Source organism: Nonomuraea sp. NPDC001636 (assembly GCF_040298265.1).
Classification (GTDB): Bacteria; Actinomycetota; Actinomycetes; order Streptosporangiales; family Streptosporangiaceae; genus Nonomuraea.
Window position 1 is genome coordinate 19720 of record NZ_JBEOZT010000044.1, and the last position, 18838, is coordinate 38557.

An 18838-nucleotide genomic window follows, 5' to 3' on the forward strand; every position below is an offset into this window, starting at 1 on the left:
GGCCGGAGCGGTCGCAGATCCGGGAGTTGGAGCGGGAGAGCGCCGAGCTGCGCGAGAAGCTGACCTTCTTGAAACAGCGGCCGCCTTCTTCGCCTCCGAGACTTGATGACGCTCGCCAAGTACGAACTCTCCTACGCGGAGAAGGCCTGCCACTCGATCGTGAAGATGTGCTCCTGGCTGAGCGTGACCCGCTCGGGCTACTACGAATGGCGCGAGCGGCCGGCCTCGGCCACCGCGCAACGCCGGACGCTGCTGGCCGCGTCGGTTGCCGAGATCTTCGCCGACTCGCATGAGACCTACGGCTACCGGCGGGTGCACGCCGCTCTGGCCCGCCGCGGTGAGCACTGCTCGGCCGAGTTGGTGCGTGCCCTGATGCGAGAGCAGGGTCTGGTCCCGGCCCGGTACGGGCGTTCCGGGCCGTCACCGCTGTGCAGGGCGATTTCCGCGGCATTCCCGACCTGGTCGGCCGGGACTTCGCCGCCGCCCGTCCGGGCCCCAAGCTGGTCGGCGACATCACCTACGTCACCACCTCGGAGGGCTCCCTCTACCTGGCCGCCGTGATCGACTGTCGCAGCAAGGCGGCGCTGGGCTGGGCGATGGCCGACCACTACCGCACCGAACTGATGAAGGACGCGATCCGGATGGCCGCCAGCACCGGCCTGCTCCAGCGCGGCGCCCTGTTCCATACCGACCGCGGCACGAACACCCCAGATGAGTTCGGCCGCTTCCTGACCGGCCTGGGGATCCGCCGCTCGGTCGGTCGCACCGGCGTCTGCTACGACAACGCGATGGCCGAGTCGTTCTTCTCCGCCCTCAAGAACGAATGGCTGCACCGCTTCCTCTTCACCACCCGAGCCAAGGCAAGACGGCAGGTCATCCGCTACATCGAGGGGTTCTACAACCACCGGCGCCTGCACTCGGCGCTCGGCTACCGACCACCCCTTGAGGTGCTCAACGAGTCCCTTGCAACCCTGGCGGCCGCATAGGCTACGCCCACAAGACGGCTGTCCGGAATCTCCGTGGCCCCTCAATGGCAGCAGGCGACACCATCGAGGAGCTCTTCATCGAACTTGAGCAGTGCCTCGACCTGCTCCCGAACAGGCGGCGGCGCGCCCTACGCATCGCGGCTCTTCGCCTCGGCGAAGCCGGGCTCGTTGCAGAGTGAGCAGTGATGGGTGCCACCGCCAGCGGCTTGCTTGCGGAGTTGCTGGCTGGCCGAGCCGGCCGCCCAGTCACACAGGGCAGTCCAGAATGGGTGGCTCCGGCAGCCGTTCGAGAGCGAGGACCCCTGGCAGGCGTTGCCCGCACAGCATGTGGCTCAAAGTCGATCATGCGCCACGGTACCGATAGGCAGACCAGCGGCCGCCGGTCTCATAGTCCGATGCTGTGCAGGGGTTGTCGTGTCACTTGTCGGCCTGACGGATGTAGCCGGCGACGACGGGGGAGCCGTCGGCCCAGCGTCCATGGCGGATGATCGCGGACATGAAGGCGCCGGCCTTGGCGGCGGAGGTGGCGCCGCCCGCGCGCAGGCCGTGAGGGGTGTAGGCATCGGCGTGGTCGAGGTCGGCGGCTGTCGCAGCCCGTTTGGCGATCAGGTTGATCGACTGCGGGGTCAGCCGTTCACGGCGGTCGCGCCCGGCGACGGGATGAGCGCGGGCGGGGATGCGGCCGTGCCGGTCGATCGGGCGGAACAGCGGCCCGGTCGTCACGCCGGCGTCGCCGGGTCGGCGAGCCATGCGGGGGTCACCCGGACGGGCCAGGTCTGCGGGTGCTGGCCGTAGGGGACGGGGACGATCTCGCCTTGGGCGTCCTGGTCGGTCTTGCTGAAGGGGACGTACAGCTCCAGGCCGTCGGCGGTGAAAGTGAGGTCGTCGATGTCGATGTCGGTGACCTCCGAGCGGCCCATCAGGGCGAAGCCGAGCACCAGGACAGCGCGGTCGCGGCGTCCTGATGGGTGCCGTCCGGCGGGGCGTCGACCATCGCGCGCAGCCGGTCGACGGTGATCGGCGGGGACTTGCGGGGCGGTGGCCCTGCTGGGCGCGCTCGCGGCGGTAGGCGCGCAGGGCCGGCCAGGCCGCACGTTGACAATTGTCGGACCGGCACCCCGAATACTTGGAGTTCACCCGTGCACACGGCACACCTCACGATCGATCCCGCCTTCAAAATCGCTCCGGTCAGCAGGCGCACCTTCGGCACGTTCGTCGAGCACCTGGGCCGGTGCGTCTACACCGGCATCTACGAGCCCGGCCACCCCACCGCCGACGAGGACGGCTTCCGCCGCGACGTGCTACACCTGGCCCGCGAGCTGGGCATCTCCACCGTGCGCTACCCAGGCGGGAACTTCGTCTCCGGCTACCGCTGGGAAGACGGCATCGGCCCGCGCGAACAACGCCCCCGCCGCCTGAACCTGGCCTGGCACAGCACCGAGACCAACGAAGTCGGCGTGGACGAGTTCCTGCGCTGGTGCACCAAGGCCGAAGTCGAGCCCATGATGGCCGTCAACCTCGGCACCCGCGGCATCGAAGCCGCCTTGGACCTGCTGGAATACTGCAACCACCCCTCCGGCACCACCCTGTCCGACCGGCGCGTCGCGGGCGGCGCCAAATCGCCCTACGACATCCGCATGTGGTGCCTGGGCAACGAGATGGACGGCCCCTGGCAGACCGGCCACAAGACCGCCCGCGAATACGGCCGGCTGGCCGCCGAGACCGCCCGCGCCATGCGCGCCCTGGACCCCGGCCTGGAACTCATCGCCTGCGGCAGCTCCAGCTCCTCCATGCCCACCTTCGGCAGCTGGGAGGCCACCGTCCTGCAGGAAACCTACGACCTGGTCGACTACATCTCCTGCCACGCCTACTACGAGGAGAAAGACGGCGACCTGGCCGGTTTCCTGGCCTGCGCGACCGACATGGAGCACTTCATCTCCTCCGTCACCGCCACCGCCGACCACATCGGCGCCACCCTCAAATCCCGCAAGAAGATCAACATCTCCTTCGACGAATGGAACATCTGGTACCTGTCCCGCCACCAGAGCGCCACCCCGCCGCGAGACTGGCCGACCGCCCCCCGCCTGCTGGAAGACCACTATCACCTGGCCGACGCCGTCGCCTTCGGCGGCCTGCTCATCACCCTGCTCCGCCACAGCGACCGCGTCACCGCCGCCTGCCTGGCCCAGCTCGTCAACGTCATCGCCCCGATCATGACCGAACCCGGCGGCCCCTCCTGGCGCCAGACCACCTTCCACCCCTTCGCCCAGACCTCACGACTGGCCGCAGGCGACGTCCTGCGCATCGAGCCGGTCTCTCCGACCTACGAGACCGCCGACCACGGCGACGTCCCCCTCCTGCACGCCGTCGCCACCCACACCGAGGGCGAGGCCACCACCCTGTTCGCGATCAACCGCGCCACCGACGCCCCGCTGTCCCTGCAGATCGACGCCCGCGCACTCGGCGGCGCCCGCATCGTCCAGTGCACCACGCTCACCGATCCGGACGTCTACGCCCGCAACACCGCCGACGCCCCCGACCGGATCGCCCCCCGACTCAACCCCGACATCCAGCACGACCCCCTCACCGTCCTGCTGCCCCCGGTCTCCTGGAACGTGATCCAGTTGGCCTGACACCCGCGCCCCCGGGCGGCGGCCCATGGTCAGCGATAGGGCACCGCCGCCCTTGGCCGGCGGAAGGGGATTCTCATGCCTTCATTGTCCGACAGCGTGATTCCCCAGGTCAGGAGCAGGGTGACTCAGGCCCTGTCCGCGCCGCTCAGCCAAGGGCACGGTTGACGGCCGCGACGTAGCGGTAGAAGGCCTTCGTGCGGTTGGCGGGGTTCTCAACCCAGGCGCGAGTCAGCTTGCCGCCGTCGAAGAACCGCTCCCGCTGGCCCCGGCTGATCTCCAGCTGCACTCCCATGCCTCTGCGGTTCCTGTTGGCGATGTTGCGGGTGCTCGTGCCGCCGATCTCCGTGGGCACGGACGCCGCGACGGGGAACCCGGCGGCGCGCAGCTCGGCCTTCACCTTCTTGATCAACGCGGTGTCTCGTCCACCGACGTAAGTGGTGGCGCCGGCGCCTGCGGCGGCGTGCCAGGAGATGGTGTAGTCGACGCCCGCCACCACCGCGAGCGCCTTGGGTTCGTCGAAGTGCGTGGCGGTGATGTGCAGGGCGCTGTTGCCGGAGGCCTTGATGCCCTCGAACGAGTAGTAGGCGTGCCTGCGGCCTGCGGCCTGGTCGGCGAGCTGCGACGTGGGCGCCTCGATGGCGCCGCCGTGGATGGCGATGTGCGCCACCCGCGCTCCGCGGGGGACACGCTGGACGCGGCGGTAGTCCCTGCCCTCGGTCTCCTGGGCGGAGAGCTGGGCGTAGCCGGCGTAGACATCGCGCGCGCTCACCTGCGCCGTGGACACGGCGTGCGCGGCAGGGGCAAGGCCGATCACCAGCAGACCCGCGACGGCGATGGACAGCGTCTTCTTCACGTCAAACCCTCCGACGATCTTCCTGAGCCGCCATCATGCCAGGCACGCGTGACCATTTGGACTCGCGGGATCGCCCCGGCCCCCAACCCGGCCGGCGCGGAGCCGTCCCGGACCAGGCCGGCCGGAGGCCTGGGATCCAGACGACGGCCCCGCGTGGGTGCAAGCCCACCAGATAGCCTTCGGGCGTTTTGTCGGACCGGAAGACCGACCCACGCCACTGTTGGATCCGGTTGATGCAGCGTTCAACCGCACCCGGTTCGGCTGGGCCACCTTCACCAGCGACGCCACGTTCGACGAGGGGTCTGGGCTGGAGACGGCAGGGTTGTCGACGCGGGCTTGTGCCGTCGGCCGGGCACTTCCCGGCCGGGTGGAGGAGACAGTGGCCGCCGAGCGCGCCGCGCGTACCCGCGCCGCCGGCCGCCGGGCCTGCCGGTACTCAGGCGGCGCCCTGCCGCCGGGCAAGCGTGCCAACGCGCTGGACTGCAGCCCCGACCACCGCACCCGCTACCACCGCGAGCGCGTCCCGGCCGAGACCGCCGCCGCCCGCGACAGCGGGCAGGTGCGTCTGGAGCAGGCCCAGGCCGTCCTCGGGCCGCTGGCCGACCAGATCGCCGCCGTGGCGGCCGGGCTGCGCACCGATCTGGAGCAAGCCGTGGCCGACACGATCGAGCAGGCCCGCGCCGCTGCCCATGACGGCATCGGCCGGGTGGGCGCGGCCCGCGCTCTGCTGTTCGGCGAGCTGTTCGACAACGCGGCGAACTTTGTGGCGTTGGTCAGGCCGGCCGTGTTCTCGCCCGTGCTGCTCGGGTCACCGGCCTGCGGAAGGGGAGCGCGATCACGGTGCCAGGGGGCGACCGGCCTGCCCGAAGAGTCGAGCACCACCTTGCTGGGTTGGTTCATGCGCGCCGTCGAGTACGCCGGCCAAGTACCCGCCCGGCGTGGCCGTGCGGTGCGGACAATTCGTGCAGCCCGCACTCCGCCCGGGGGTTGCGCGCCGGAGGCGTTACCTCGATCGCGCGCCGGGCGGCTGGGGGTGCCGCTGCGTTGGGGCTCCCCGACCCAGCGCGCCGGGGAGGGCTCCAGCGCCGGAGCACGTTTCCGTGAGCGTCAGTGTCCCGGTTCGGACCTCGGCCGCACCGGCGTGCTCAGGTCCGCCGCCAGCGTCTGCGGCTGACGCCTTCCGAGATCGCCTGCGGACGGATGGTGACGTTCCCCTTCATGCCTTGGCGGCCGGCGTTGCCGCCCGTATCTTGGTGATCGTTTTGCCGGCTCTTCGGACAGTGGGGTGACCATGAGATCCACGCGCACGAGCCTGACCATTCTGGCGAGCATCCTCCTCATGGCCGTGCAGGCGGCGGGCGCCGGCCCGGCCGCGGCGGACGGCTGCCCAGCGACCACCGACCAGTGGGAGGTCACCGACCTCGGCGTCACCGGGTACGCACTCGACATCAACGACCTGGGACAGATCGCCGGCTCCAGCGTCAGCGCGACCGGCGAGCAGCGGGCGACCGTCTGGGACGGCACGCGGGTGGTCGATCTCGGCAGCCTCGGGGGCGGTCACGCCTACGCCGGCGCCCTCGACGAGGACGGCAACGTCGTCGGCAACAGCTACACAGCGACGGAGAAGGGGCACGCCTTCCACTGGCGTGCCGGGACGATGACCGACCTCGGCACCTTTGGCAGCATCCCCACCCTGGTCCGCGACGTCAGCGCGGGCGTGGTCGTGGGCGAATATCGGTACCTGCTGCCCAACGGCACGGCCCGCTACCAGGCGTTCCGCATCCAGGACGGCGTCAGGACCGACCTCGCCGCCGTCTCCGGCAGCCATGCGGCGGCCGTCAACCCGGCGGGGCAGATCGCCGGCACCCAGCGCCGCCTGGAACCGCCCGGCCCGGCGAGCCAGCGGACCCACCGGGCCTTCCTCTGGGAGGACGGCGTCATCACCGAACTCGGCACGCTCGGCGGCCAGTGGAGCCAGGCCGAGGGGATCAACGGCGACGGTCACATCGTCGGCCAGGCGGCGCTCGGCGCGGACGGCGTGCTCGCGGGCGGCTACATCTGGAGTGCCGACGAGGGCATGCGGCGCCTGCCCGACGCGGGCGGCCTGGCCGCGCCCAAGGCCGTCAACGACGACGACGTGATCGTCGGCACGCACACCTGCACGGGGGCGGGCACCGCCGCCCACGCGGCGGTCTGGGCCGCCCCCGACGTGGCGCCGGCCCTGCTGCCCGAACCGGCGACCGGCACCGCCACGATGGCCAATGCCGTCAACGCGCAGGGCGAGATCACCGGGTGGGCCGAGGCTCCCGACGGCTCGCGGCGCGCCCTCGTGTGGCGGCCCGCGCCCGGGAGCTCCTGAGCCCCCGCCGACCGGCGCGGCCGAGCTCAGGGAGCTCTCGGGATCGGCTTCAGCGGGCGCGGATCCCGTCGGTGGCGATCGTCACCGCAGGAGCTGGGCGGCGTTGATCTTCACCTCGAAGACGTCGCGGTACGGGCTCGATCCGCCGCCCACGGGCCACAGGTAGGGGAGCGGCTGGGTCAGGTCGAAGGAGATGGTCGGGTTGGTCGGCTGGACGGTGTCGACCGGATAGATGGTCCACCGCGGCGTCTGGTCCGGCGTCCCCGTGCCCGGGGTGGGCTGAGTGCTGGGCTGTGAGCTGGGCTGTGAGCTGGGCTGGGGCGCCGGGTGGAAGGGCGGCGGGTCGATGTTGACGTAGGTCATGGTCGAGCGCGGGCCCACGTTGGGGGTGCTGGTGCCGCCTCCGCCGCCGCCGGTCGACCCTCCGCTCTGGGTGGCCTTGGCGGGAAGGTAGTGACGGTCGCTGTGGTCGGGGTCGCACGGCTGCGCCGCCCTGGCTGGTGGAGGCGCCCCGTCGGACGCCTTGAGCCGCAGCCCGAGCTCACCCGCGATCATCAAGGCGTAGTGGCCCGCCAGTGCCTTCTGCCCCTCCTGGTTGGGATGTCCTGTCTGCTGCTTCTGGTTAAGGTCGTCCCCAGCCGCGGCCAGTCTCCAGTTGACGTTGCGGATGTAGGGGGTCTTGGTCCCCAGCTCGTGGCCGGCGAAGGCGTTCTCGAGGTCCAGTACGTCGGCGGCGATCCCGTGGTCGGCCAGGACCTGCTGCGCCTTCTTGACGGAGGCGGTCAGCTGGGGAGCCAGCTTCGCGGCGTTGGTCCAGGCATAAGGCCACATGTTCGTCAGCCAGCCCATGAGGCCGCCTGGGTGCAGGCCGACCTTGACGGGTTGCGGATAGTTGACCATCATCACCCTGGTCTTGCCGTTGGAGGCGGCGTGCATCGCCCGAACCAGCTGCACCAGCCTGGCCGACAAGGTGGCGGGCTGCGTCAGCGGGCGGACGAACGGGGGGCGCGGCGGCTGGGAGTCGTCCCATTCCTGCTGCGAGGTGCGGGTGGTGTCGAGCAGTGGCCGGATGCGCGCCTCGATGTTGTCGATGTCGACGGGATCGTCGAGCACGGCGTTCAGCATGGGGCCGAACTCGACGTCGTTGCCGCCGAAGCCGGAGATCACCAGGTCGGTGGCCTCGTCCACTCCCTGGTTCTGGGGCGGGTTGACGCGGGAGTGATCGTTTTGGCCCACGAAGAAGTGCTCGCTGGCGGCGCCGGAGGAGGCGTTGAACCGCACGTCGAAGAAGACCTCCGGGTTGGCCCGGCGCAGCAGGTCGATGGCCTGCAGAACCGCCGCGTTCGCCGAACGGTGACGGAAGTCCTCGGTGTAGTCGTCCTCGGTGTGCCCTGCCGCCGGGTAGGTCTCCCCTCCCAGCCCTCCCGGGATGCGGGGTTCGGGAAGGAAGCCGCGCCTGTTGAAGTAGTCTCCCGCCCCCTCGCCTGACATGTACGAGTCGCCCATGATGACGATCTTCACGATCCTCTGCCCCGGCCGGGGGACGCCCTGGCGGAACTGGACGGGCTTGTCGTCCCCCCAGAACAGCGGCCCGCCCGGCCCGATGCCCACCGGCGGGCAGGTGTCGGTCGGCGCGTACCGTTGGGCCAGGTACTCCAGACCGCCGACGGTGGGGAGGTTCGCGAGCGATTCGGCGTCGTAGTCGTCGAGCAGCGGGACGTCGGTGATGGGAGCGGCGTTCGCGGGCGTGAAGCCGGAGCTCGCGACCAGGGCGATGGCGAGGGCTCCCGCGGTGAGGGCGCGGGGGAGGGGCCGCCGTAAGGATCTGCGCGTCATGCCGTCAACTATGAGCAACCCTCAGGTGGCCTGCCTCCTGCTGCGGAACGAGCCCGCTTCTCCGCCAACTGGCCGCCCACCCTCCTGCGAAAGGCCGCCGCCCACATCTCGTGGGAATACCGGCAAAATGCCTGCAGCACGGGACCATACGTCTGCTCGCTGAGCAGGCGACAGAAAGAAGCGGTCGCGCTGCGCGCCCTTCGGTGAAAGGCGGAGCGACGCCGGCAACAAGGTGACCGACCGGCTGGCAGACGGTGCGGACGCAGGAGGCCGTGGCGCTGCTACACCTCCTGGGCTGGACCTGATCTGGGTCCCTAGGATGAGCGTCAGGCAAGCCGCGCACGCCGCCGGGTTGTCGATGAGGCCCCACGCCTTCGCCGACACCGATCCCCGGTTCAAGGGCTTTCGAGTCCCGCGCCAGTCGATGCTGCCCGGAGTCGGACAAGACGATCCGGTGGTCGGCGTGGGGACGGCCGAAGAGTTGAGCCCTCTGCCTCTTCCGTCACCCTCAGATCAGGCGGCAGCATGTTCAACGTAAAGAGGGCTGGCCACCACGGCCCGCACTGTTGCCGAACGCCCGCCCACGGAGAATGGCACCTGCAGCCCAAACGTCACTCTCGCGTAGCCGGTGCAAAGACCAGCAGCATGAGGCGGGAGACGTCGTCCATCGAGCTGGTGCAGCAGGGCGCCGAGTGCCCCACCCGGATCCTCACCGTTGCGGGGCCGATTGCCGTACAGCAGATTTATGAAGCCGGGGGAATAGCTGCGGGACACAGACAGATCCGTGGGCTCGGGGGGCGGGGCTGCCAGACCCAGAAGATGCTCAGGGGAACCATGAAGCACGAGTCGTGGCTTGGCGCCGGACCAGGGTTCCAGCCGCGTGTGAGGCTCCCAGAACACGACAGCCGCCGGTCCGACGGGATGTTCGATGGGTTCGCCGTTGTCGCCCCAATTGTCGGTTGTAGGCCGTACAAGCTGATAGTTCATGCGCGTCTTGAACTTCACCCACTGGCCAGCCTCGGGTGTCCCCTCGGAATACTCAGCAGGCTTCGGGGTCAAGGATTCGAGGTGCCGAAGCACTCGTTCCAGGTTCGGATGGCCCTGCGGGGCATCGGCCAGTGTGAACTGCAGTTCCCGAACCCAAGGGGAGCAGTAGCGCCTAGTTCGCTGACGCGTCGTTTCCAAAGGCGGCGGCGGGGGCTTCCGTTCTCACGGAACTGAGTGAGTTTGCGCTCGGACAAATAGATCAGCTCACGCATGTGTTGAGACGATACCCACGAGCAGCAAGGTCGTACTGGCCATTCATCCATTCCGTTGGGGGCGGAAACGGTCGATCTCGCCTCCAGGTGCAGATCCAATCGGTCTGCCCACCGACCTGCCGGAACAGGCCGCCGATCCAAACGAAACCGACAGGCCCCGCCCGGCTCGCCCGGGGAAGGCGAAGAGCACCTGACGCCCGCGTCCCTGTTTCCCCCTCCTTAAGATGGCGATCATGCGTTTCGTCACCCTTGTTGCCACCACCACGCTCGCCGTCCTGCTGTTATCCGGCACCCCGTTATTCGGCACCGCACACGCGACATCCGCCTTTCCCATCCGGGCCCGGGTTCTGACCGCGAACAAGCTGTACCGTACGGGCGAACTCCGGGCGAGCCAGTGCCCGGAGCGCGAAGTCGGGCCGAAGACCGTCGCCTCCGCCAAGCGGTACCTGACCGCAGTGCTGAACTGTCTCAACCGGTCATGGGGCGCCCACTTCAAGAGGGCGGGCCTGCCCTTCGCCAAGGCCAAAATCGGATTCATCACCAAACCACGCAAATACTGCGGCGAGCCCTGGGGCTCCGCCGCAGCCACCTACTGCAAGGCGGAACGGCGTTTCGTCGTCCTTCTGGACGACAACATGCTCGACGATTCCACCGACCTGTTCCTGTTCCAGACGGCCGCCCACGAGTACGGCCACCACGTGCAGAACCTCACCGGAATCAGCCGCAGCTACTACCGATATCCGTACCGGAACAAGAGTGAACTGAACGAGCAGATCCGCCGCAAGGAGTTGCAGGCGGAGTGCCTTGGCGGAGTGTTCACCGGCAGCGTCTGGGACTCCTTGACGGAACGCAGCGAGGAAGACTGGGAGATCTTGCTCCAGATAACGCGCGACAGCGGGGACGAGCAGTATAAGAACCGCGACCACGGCAAGGGCCGCAACATCGCCATCTGGCTCGACAAGGGCTTCCGCGCCAGATCCCCGCAGGCGTGCAACACCTGGACGGTCTCCTCGTCCATGGTTTCCTGACCGCAGAGAGCCCTTGTCTGCCGGATCACCTCGCCGGCCGGGACGTTGAGCTCCTGGGCACGCTTCGCGCAGGCCGGGCCGCGCCACCCGCGACGCCACGTTCGACGAGGCGTCTGGGCTGGAGACGGCAGGGTTGTCGACGGGGCTCGTGCCGTCGGCCGGGTACTGCCCGGCCGGCCGGAGGAGACAGTGGCCGCCGAGCGCGCTGCGCGTACCCGCGCCGCCGGCCGCCGGGCCTGCCGGTACTGCGGCGGCGCCCTGCCGTCGGGCAAGCGTGCCGACGCGCTGGACTGCAGCCCCGACCGCCGCACCCGCTACCACCGCGAGCGCCTCGCCGACCAGGTGCGGGAGCTACGTGACCGGCTGGCCGCCGTGCAGGCCGCGGCCGGGCTGGCGCTGCCCGACCTGGCAGACCTCGGAGAAGGCATGCACGGCGGGACGTTGCCCGTCGCCTGGCAGCCGGACGGCGCCGTGGTGCTGCATCACCAAGACCCGCAGATCCGGCTGGGCGACGGCGAGCACGCTCCGGCCCACTGCCGAGCCCTGGCCGCCGCGTTGCCGGCCCTCGCCTCACCACGATCCTGAGCTCAAGGCCATCGCCCTGCGGCAGATGGCCGACGATGGGCCAGGGGCGATCTTGCTGGGCCGGGACACGTGGCCAAGCTGCGGTGGAATTCCGAAGAAGAGTGGCTACGGTCGGAAAACCCGGCATGACCGGCGATCGTCATGAGGACGGACTACATGCTGGCCAGGCACGACACAAAGCAGGCACGCGTCATCGGCTGCGTATGACCTCTTCGTCAGTCGGACGAGGAGCACCGCCCGGACCCCGGTCCGGGCGGTGCTCGTTGTTCGTCAGCGCAGACCGAACGCCTTCAGCGTCGTCTGCTCCACCCGGTTGCCGTCGGTGTCCCAGGCTTCCGCCTTGAGACTGACGGTGCCCGTGGTGTTGTCACGGGACGGGTAGGTCGCGGTCGCGGTGTAGGAGCCGCCCTTCTCCTTCGAGAGCTGGACCGGGTTCCACGTCTTGCCGTCGTCCGTGCTGGCCCACACCTTCAGCCCGGCGATCTTCGGCATCGCCTCCAGCGAAGGACCGTGCCCCGCGTTGACGGTGAAGCGGTGGCGCCCGGTGGCCACGGTGTTCCGCAGGTCGAGCGTGTCATCCAGGTCGAAGCCGACGGTGACCATCGGCTCGGGACGGCACGGATCGGCGGACACGACGGCGCAGATGTGCCCGGGCTTCACCGTGTCCTTCTCCGCACGGAACGAGGTGAACGTCCAGACTGCGTTGATCGTCTTGCTCGTCGCCGAAAGCCGGTACGTGGCCTTCTCCGGGGGCAGCCTGAACAGGGGGATGCGGTTGATGTTGGTCAACGGCACGTCGGTCCCGTCCTGCTTGGTGAGACGGTAGGTGTAGCTGAAGATCCCGCCCATGTCGTCGTGCTGCTGGAGCCCGCCGTTCACCCTCATCGTGTGGAAGACGGGGAAGAGCAGGTCGCCGCGCCTGCACAGGTCGCACGGGGTGTTCAGGCCCAGGGTCGCCGGGTACGGCCTGGCGGGGTCGGGCACCCGGTACACCTGGTCCGGAGCCGTGTAGCCGCCGGGCGTGCGCGGTCCTGCGAACATCCGCTGCTGGGTGCGGACCGCCTTGTCGTAGACGTCCAGAGCGTCGCTCGTCTCGACGGTGTTGTCCGACGGCCTCGCCACGCTGATGTTCAGCTGCATCACGTCCGCCGCCAGTGGACCGACGTAGTCACGCCGGGTGTGCGGACCGACGGCCGACCAGGCGCCGAGTTCGACGGCCTGCGCGACGAGGAGGCGTTCGTCCTGCTTCCAGGCCAGGCGGTGGTCGGAGAACTTGGTGGCCGGGTCCGGGGCCACGTGCACCACGTCGACCTGGGCGAGCTGGTTGCGCTTGTAGGTGTGGTTCAGCGATTCGGGAATCCTGCCCTCCTGGTACTCCTTCAGCGCGTACGTGAAGGGGGTGTCCGGCGTTCCCGTCACCCGGATCGTGACCGGGCCCTTGGCCAGCCGGTCGCGTACCGCCGCGCCGTCACGGGCGGACAGGGACACGTTGGCGATGCCCAGCTCCTTGAGCTCGCCGGTGAACGGCGTCTGCGAGATCGGCAACGGCAGGGAGCATCGGGGCATCGTCTCCGACGGCGTACTCGGGAACGCCACCACACCGGCGGCCCCGGCCGCGCGCAGGTTCTGCACCACCTCGATCGGCACGCCGCAGGCCGTGCCGAAGATGTTCGCCTGCAAGCCGGTCTCCAGCAGCGCCAGCTTGCCCTTGAGGTCGAGCCCGGCCAGTTCCTCCGGGGTGCCCGTTCCCACGTTCACCACCGGGAGATCCCGGGTTCCGGTGAACGGGACCCAGCCGGGATGGCCGTTCTGGCTCTCGACCCCCTCGAACTCGTCATGCATCCCCGGGACGGCCTGGATGCCGGGCATGCCCTTGCCGAGGAGGGACATGCTCACCTCCGACTGGCCGAGAATCGCCTGCTGGGCGAAGCGGAACGTGCCCTTGGTGACGCGCTTGGTCGGGGTGGCCCAGACCAGGTCCCAGGGGCTGTGGTCGAGCACGCCCGCGTACCGCGCGCCGTTCTCCGTCGTGCGCTGGTACATCTCGATCACGGTGTTGTTCAGCGGACCGGCGGGAGTGGGCGTGCCGAACCGCACCTGGCTGGCCTTGCGCAGGTCGAGCGTGATCGTGGTGTCCTCGGCGACGTTCACCTCCGGATCACTCAGCCAGGCGTAGTTGGTGCGCGAGTCGTCATCGATCCAGCTGGCCAGCTCCATCACGCTGTAGGTGCTCGGAGGCACCCGGATCGTCACCACGCCCGGTTCCGGGACGGCGACGCCGTCGGGCTCCTCGTCCGAGTCCGTCACGCTGATGACGTCGAGTCCCGCGGGGGTCAGCGGGGCGCCGTCCCGGCCGATCGTCTTGACGGTGAGCGTGACCCTCGGTCCCGCGATGAAGAGGCCGACCGGGGTGCTGAGCCGTACGTCGCCCGCCTCGGCGGTGATGGCGCCGCCGTACGCGCCGAAGCCGAGGTCGGCCGCGTCGAGCGTGACCGTCGCGGACGCGGTGCCGCCGGCGGGGACCGTGAGGGTCTTGTCGGCGCTCAGCGCGCCCTCGACCGGCTTGCGCTTGCTGTCGGACAGCGTCGGGGTCAGCGTGAGCGTGACCGGCTGGTCCGTCAGGTTCGCGTAGGTGACCTGCTTCGTGGCGGTCTTGCCGTCGCCGAAGTCCAGGTTCGCGGTGGCGGCGACGACCTGCTGGGAGGCCGCCCTGGCCACGTCGACCCGGCCGGCGCCCCCTTCGTAGACGGTCAGCCCGACCTGCTTGCTGGTGCTCATCAGCGCGGCCTTGTACTGCGCCGCCGTCCAGTCGGGGTGGCGCTGGGCCAGGATCGCCACGGCGCCCGCCACGTGCGGGGTCGCCATCGAGGTGCCGTTGGCGGAGGTGTAGTAGTCGTCCACCGGCGTGCCCATCGCGGTGCCCGCGGCCCGCGCGGCGACGATGGCGAAGCCCGGGGCGGCGATGTCCGGCTTGAGGGCCCCGTCCAGGCGGGGGCCGCGGCTGGAGAAGCCGGCCAGCTCGTCGGTCTTCGTCGTGGCCGCCACCGTCAGGGCGGCCTCTGAGGTCCCCGGTGTGTTGACGGTCCGTGCTCCGGGCCCGTTGTTGCCCGCGGCGATCACGAACAGCGTGCCGGTGCTCGCCGTCAGCTCGTCGACGGCCTGCGACATCGGGTCGGACCCGTCGCTGACGCCGCCGCCGATGCTCATGCTGACGACCTTGGCGCCGCTGCTCGCGGCCCACTCCATGCCGTCGATGAGCCAGGACGACTCGCCCTGGCCGGCGTTGTCGAGCACCTTGCCGATCAGCAGCTTGGCGCCTGGGGCGACGCCCTTGTTCTTCCCGTCGGACGCACTGCCCGAGCCCGCGATCGTGGAGGCCACGTGGGTCCCGTGGCCGTGGCCGTCGGTCACGTCCTGGCCGGGGACGAACGAGTGCGTTTCCGCGAGCACGCCCGCCAGGTCGGGATGCTTGGTGTCGACGCCGGTGTCGAGGACGGCGACCTTCACCCCGGTGCCGTCGAACCCGGCGGCCCAGGCCTGGGGCGCGCCGATCAGCGGAACGCTCTCGGCCAGGTTGACCTGCACCTTCCGGTCCAGCCAGAGCTTGGCGACGCCCTGCTTGAGGGTGCGCGCGGCCGTACCGCCGTCGCGGACGGCGCTCCAGAAGTCGCCGGCCGCGGCCTTGTCGACCTGCAGTCCGGCGCCGCTGATGCTGGTCAGGTCGGTGGCGGTGGTGGTGGCCGGCAGCGCGTCCGCCGCCGCCTTCACCCCGCGCCGTCCCTTCGGGTACTGGACGATGACCGGCAGCTGCTTGGTCTCGGCGTCGGTGTAGCCGTTCTCGGCCAGGTACTCGACGTTGAACAGTTCCTTGTCGACGTTGCCCGCGTTCACGGCGGCCATGGCGTCGGTCGGGAAGACGTACACGCCCTTGGGCGTCGCCCTGGTCAGGAAGGCGGGCGTCGGGCCGCCCGGACGGGCGGCGGGGTCCACGTCGACCTGGTGAGCGCCGCCCCGGTCCGACAGGGTGACGGTGTCGCCGGTGATGAGCGTGATCTTGTGCGTGCCCGCCGGCAGCCGGTCCAGATCGGGCTGCGCGGCCGGCACGGCCAGCGCACCCGGAGTGGAGACGGCGGACAGCGAGCCGGCGAGGGTCACCGCGGTGACGACGACGGCGGATCCGCGCCGTAACAGGCGCGAGAAACTAGGCATGGGGCTCCTCGGGAGGTAGGTCAGGCAGGCGGGCGGTCAGACGTCGACCCATCCGTCATCGGGCACTAGGGCAGCGGGGTCCTCGGCGGGCTCCTGGTCGCCCTCTTCGGGCTCCTCCGGGTGCTCAAGGTCACGCTGCGGATCGGTTCCGGACATGACGCCCATGGTCTGCGGCGCGCCCCCTACCTACCTATGGGTAAGAATCCCCATTTATGCCCCGCCGTCCAGCTTTCGGGCGAGCGCGGCCCGCGAACGCAGCCCGAGCTTGCGCAGCGCCGCGCTGAGATGCTTGTCGACCGTCTTCGTCGACAGGAAGAGCTCCGTGGCGATCTCTCTGTTCGTCAGCCCGGTCGCCGCCAGCGTCGCGACCTCCCGCTCCCGGGGTGACAGGTCGCCGCCGTAGCCGCTCGGCCCGCCCCGGTGCCGGGCCGGCGAGGGGACGCCGCGCCGCCTGGCCAGGTGGGAGGCACGGTCGAGGTCCCAGCGGGCACCGAGCGCGGCGTACCCGGCCAGGGCCGCGTTCAGCAGCTCGGCGGCGCGCTCGTCGGCGAGCGCGAACAGGCTGGCGGCGGCCAGCTCGCGCGCCTGGGCGGCCTCGTACGGGCAGCCGAGCCGGTCGTAGTCGTCAACCGCGGCCAGGAACTCGGCGGATGCGGTGGCCGGGTCCGACGCGCCGGCGGCCAGCAGGCCGCGGGCGTGGGCCAGCGACGGTGGCGCGAGCGGCGCGTCCAGCGTGGCGAGCTCACGGCCGAGCCGGTCGGTCAGCGCCTCCGCCTCGTCCTGGCGCCCGGCCGTGACCAGCGCGTCGACCAGCGGCGGCAGCACCCGCACGGCCACCGGCCAGAGCCGTTTGGTGTCCCACACCGCGATGGCCGCCGCGAGCCCGGCGGGCGGTTCGCCGCCCTGCCTGAGCAGCGCGCCCATCGCGATCGGCAGCACGTCGATCGCGCCCATCCGCGTCGCCCGCTCCACCACGTCAAGCAGCCCGAGCCTGGCCTCCTCCACCTCGCCGGAGGCGAGCGTCAGGCAGGCCCTGAGAATGTCCAGGACGGCGAGTTGGCGCGGGTGCCCGGCCAGCCGTTCGGACAGGAATTCGACCTCCTCCCGCAGGCCCGCCCACGCACCGCGCGCGTAGGCGAGGGCTGCGTACGACGCCCGGCATTCGAACTCCATCCACCGGGTCACGTCGCAGCCCGGAGCCCCGAGCAGCGCGGCCGAGAGCATCCGGTCGGCGACCTCGTACCGCCCGGCGTAGCCCGCGTCCTCGCCGAGAGAGCAGAACGCCCCCACCTCCCTGCGGTTCACCGGCCTGCCGCCCGTCTGCGCCAGCAGCCGGTCCGACAGCTCCGCCCAGCGGGGATCGCCCACCGCCGTGAGCACCATGGCGACCTTGCCCAGCACGAACGCGCGCAGGGGCGCGTCATCGATCGCGGGCAACTGCTCCAGCGCCCGTTCCAGCCAGCCGACGTGCTCGGCCAGCGGCACGTCCGGAGTCGTCGGCAGGCCGAGCCCCACCATCGCCTGTGCCAGCAGGTCGGGGCGCCCGTCCAGCGACTCCACCGCGTCGGTGAAGGCGCGCCACTGCAGCGGGGGCTCCGCCGCCGTCCGGTCCAGGCCCAGCGCGTACAGGAAGCGCAGCTCCCCGCGCAGCGGCTGTGGCGGGTCGTGCGCGAGCGCCGCTGACAGCGCGTCGAGCTCGGCGACGACCTTCAGCGTCCTGGTGCTCGCCCAGCCGAGCTTGACCGCGAGTTCCGCCCGCCGTACCGGGTCGAGCGGGGCCTCACGCAGCACCGCCTTCAGCAGGTGTGCCGCCTCGTCGTCGTCACCGAGCGCGGTCGCCTGGTCGGCGGCCTGCTCGGCCGCCGACACCCAGGCGTCCAGTTGCCCGGAGTGGCGCAGGTGGTGCGCGAGCTGCCCGAGCGGTACCGGGCTGAGCCGCGCCACCGCCGCACCCGCCCGCACGTGCAGGTCGCGCCGCCGCGACAGCGGCACGCTGCCGTACACGGCCTGTACGGCCAGCAGATGCCTGAACCCGACCAGCCCTGACCGCTCGATCAGCAGGCCGCGTTCGAGGGCCTCGTCCAGTCCGGTTTCCGCCTCGCCCGCCGGGATCCGGCAGGTGGCCAGCAGCGTGCCGATCGGGACGTGCGCCTCCAGCACCGCGCTCGCCTCGACCACTGCGCGGGCGGCTGGAGACAGGCGGCTGACCCGTTCGAGCACCGAGTCGCGCACCCCGGCGGGGACGTCGAGCTCGTCGATCGTCTTGCGCGCCCAGCCGCCGTCGCGCCGTACGAGGGTGCCGCGGGCGCGCAGCAGCGCCAGCAGCTCCTGGATCGCGAACGGCAGGCCCGACGTGCGGTCCCGCAGGTAGAGCGCGAAGTCCTCGGACACGCGCGGGGCGCCGAGGATCGAGGCGGCCAGCTCCTGCGTCTCCGCCGTGCTGAACGGGACCAGCGCCACCCGGGTCCTGGCCACGGCCGTGGGCAGCCGGGAGGTCAGCGCCCGCACGCCGACTCCCACTTCCTCGCCGCGGTAGGTGAGGACCACGCTCAGGTCCGGCGGGGGATCCGACAGCAGGTAACCGAGGAACTCGACGGTCTGCTCGTCGGCCCAGTGCATGTCCTCCAGCACCAGGACCACCGCGCCGAGGGTGGTCAGCAGCTCGGCCAGCCCGCGGAACACGCGGTGCCGCTCGCCGACCCGATCGTCCAGCGGCTCAGGGACGAGCGGGAGGACGTGCGCGAGCTCGGGCAGCAGCGGCCGCAACGCCCCCGCCACCGGTGACAGGGAGACGGCCGCCAGCAGTTCGCCGGTGCCGCGCAGCGCTTCGAGCACCGGGCCGAGCGGGAACGGCTCGCGGATGTGCCCGCAGCCGCCGGTCAGCACCAGCGTTCCGGCCAGCTCGGTGGCCAGCTCCCTGACGAGCCGGGTCTTGCCGATCCCCGCCTCGCCCTCGACGACCGCGACTGCCGGGGGGCTGCCGAGCGTGGACAACAGCGCGGACAGCTCTGTCGCCCGGGCGACCAGTTTCGGCGAGACGATCTGTGCGCTGCTGGCGCTTCGGGGGGTCACGTCACCGGCCTCGTTCGA

13 protein-coding genes and 1 pseudogene are annotated in these 18838 nt (G+C 70.7%); 7 read left to right on the forward strand and 7 right to left on the reverse strand.

What is annotated here, in order from left to right:
- Positions 1-165 precede the first annotated feature (165 nt).
- Both ABT158_RS46840 and ABT158_RS46845 read left to right on the forward strand, forming a co-directional pair.
- Positions 166-396: pseudogene (locus ABT158_RS46840) on the forward strand (IS3 family transposase); the annotation flags it as partial.
- Positions 345-986, forward strand: coding sequence for an IS3 family transposase (locus ABT158_RS46845; protein ID WP_352365269.1), 642 nt, complete (start codon positions 345-347; stop codon positions 984-986). The pseudogene ABT158_RS46840 and the gene ABT158_RS46845, both read left to right, overlap by 52 nt.
- A gap of 417 nt (positions 987-1403) precedes the next feature.
- Here the strand turns inward: ABT158_RS46845 and ABT158_RS46850 are convergent, their stop codons facing one another.
- Positions 1404-1736 carry a site-specific integrase gene (locus tag ABT158_RS46850; RefSeq protein WP_352365215.1) on the reverse strand — a complete coding sequence of 111 codons (333 nt, stop codon included), beginning with the start codon at positions 1734-1736 and terminating at the stop codon, positions 1404-1406.
- Entirely contained in the window at positions 1706-1924 is a 219-nt protein-coding gene (locus ABT158_RS46855) for a site-specific integrase (RefSeq protein ID WP_352365217.1), read from the reverse strand. Before ABT158_RS46855 ends, ABT158_RS46850 begins: the two co-directional genes overlap by 31 nt.
- Before the next feature lie 201 nt (positions 1925-2125).
- Here ABT158_RS46855 and arfA point away from each other — a divergent pair, with 201 nt between their 5' ends.
- Positions 2126-3619, forward strand: a complete 1494-nt coding sequence (gene arfA / locus ABT158_RS46860; RefSeq protein WP_352365219.1) for an arabinosylfuranosidase ArfA — start codon at positions 2126-2128, stop codon at positions 3617-3619.
- 145 nt (positions 3620-3764) lie between these two features.
- Here arfA and ABT158_RS46865 read toward each other — a convergent pair whose 3' ends face one another.
- Positions 3765-4472: a poly-gamma-glutamate hydrolase family protein gene (locus ABT158_RS46865; RefSeq protein WP_352365221.1), complete on the reverse strand. Its 708-nt coding sequence runs from the start codon at positions 4470-4472 to the stop codon at positions 3765-3767.
- Between the two features lie 220 nt (positions 4473-4692).
- On the opposite strand from ABT158_RS46865, the gene ABT158_RS46870 reads away from it, so the two are divergent.
- Positions 4693-5646 (forward strand): hypothetical protein, encoded by a 954-nt coding sequence (locus ABT158_RS46870; protein WP_352365223.1) that lies wholly within the window; start codon positions 4693-4695, stop codon positions 5644-5646.
- Between the two features lie 117 nt (positions 5647-5763).
- Positions 5764-6831, forward strand: a complete 1068-nt coding sequence (locus ABT158_RS46875) for a hypothetical protein (RefSeq protein WP_352365225.1) — start codon at positions 5764-5766, stop codon at positions 6829-6831.
- A gap of 81 nt (positions 6832-6912) precedes the next feature.
- Here ABT158_RS46875 and ABT158_RS46880 read toward each other — a convergent pair whose 3' ends face one another.
- Entirely contained in the window at positions 6913-8667 is a 1755-nt protein-coding gene (locus ABT158_RS46880) for an SGNH/GDSL hydrolase family protein (RefSeq protein WP_352365227.1), read from the reverse strand.
- 513 nt (positions 8668-9180) lie between these two features.
- Positions 9181-9852, reverse strand: a complete 672-nt coding sequence (locus ABT158_RS46885) for an SAVMC3_10250 family protein (protein WP_352365229.1) — start codon at positions 9850-9852, stop codon at positions 9181-9183.
- 307 nt (positions 9853-10159) lie between these two features.
- On the opposite strand from ABT158_RS46885, the gene ABT158_RS46890 reads away from it, so the two are divergent.
- Together ABT158_RS46890 and ABT158_RS46895 are read left to right on the forward strand one after the other, a co-directional pair.
- A complete protein-coding gene (locus ABT158_RS46890) occupies positions 10160-10954 on the forward strand; it encodes a neutral zinc metallopeptidase (RefSeq protein ID WP_352365231.1) in 795 nt (264 codons plus the stop codon).
- Positions 10955-11143: 189 nt separating this feature from the next.
- On the forward strand, positions 11144-11539 hold the full coding sequence (locus tag ABT158_RS46895) for a hypothetical protein (RefSeq protein WP_352365233.1): 396 nt from the start codon (positions 11144-11146) through the stop codon (positions 11537-11539).
- A 270-nt stretch (positions 11540-11809) separates the two neighbouring features.
- Here ABT158_RS46895 and ABT158_RS46900 read toward each other — a convergent pair whose 3' ends face one another.
- Positions 11810-15748: a S8 family peptidase gene (locus ABT158_RS46900; RefSeq protein ID WP_352365235.1), complete on the reverse strand. Its 3939-nt coding sequence runs from the start codon at positions 15746-15748 to the stop codon at positions 11810-11812.
- 210 nt (positions 15749-15958) lie between these two features.
- Positions 15959-18820, reverse strand: coding sequence for a helix-turn-helix transcriptional regulator (locus ABT158_RS46905; RefSeq protein ID WP_352365237.1), 2862 nt, complete (start codon positions 18818-18820; stop codon positions 15959-15961).
- Between the last annotated feature and the right edge of the window lie 18 nt (positions 18821-18838).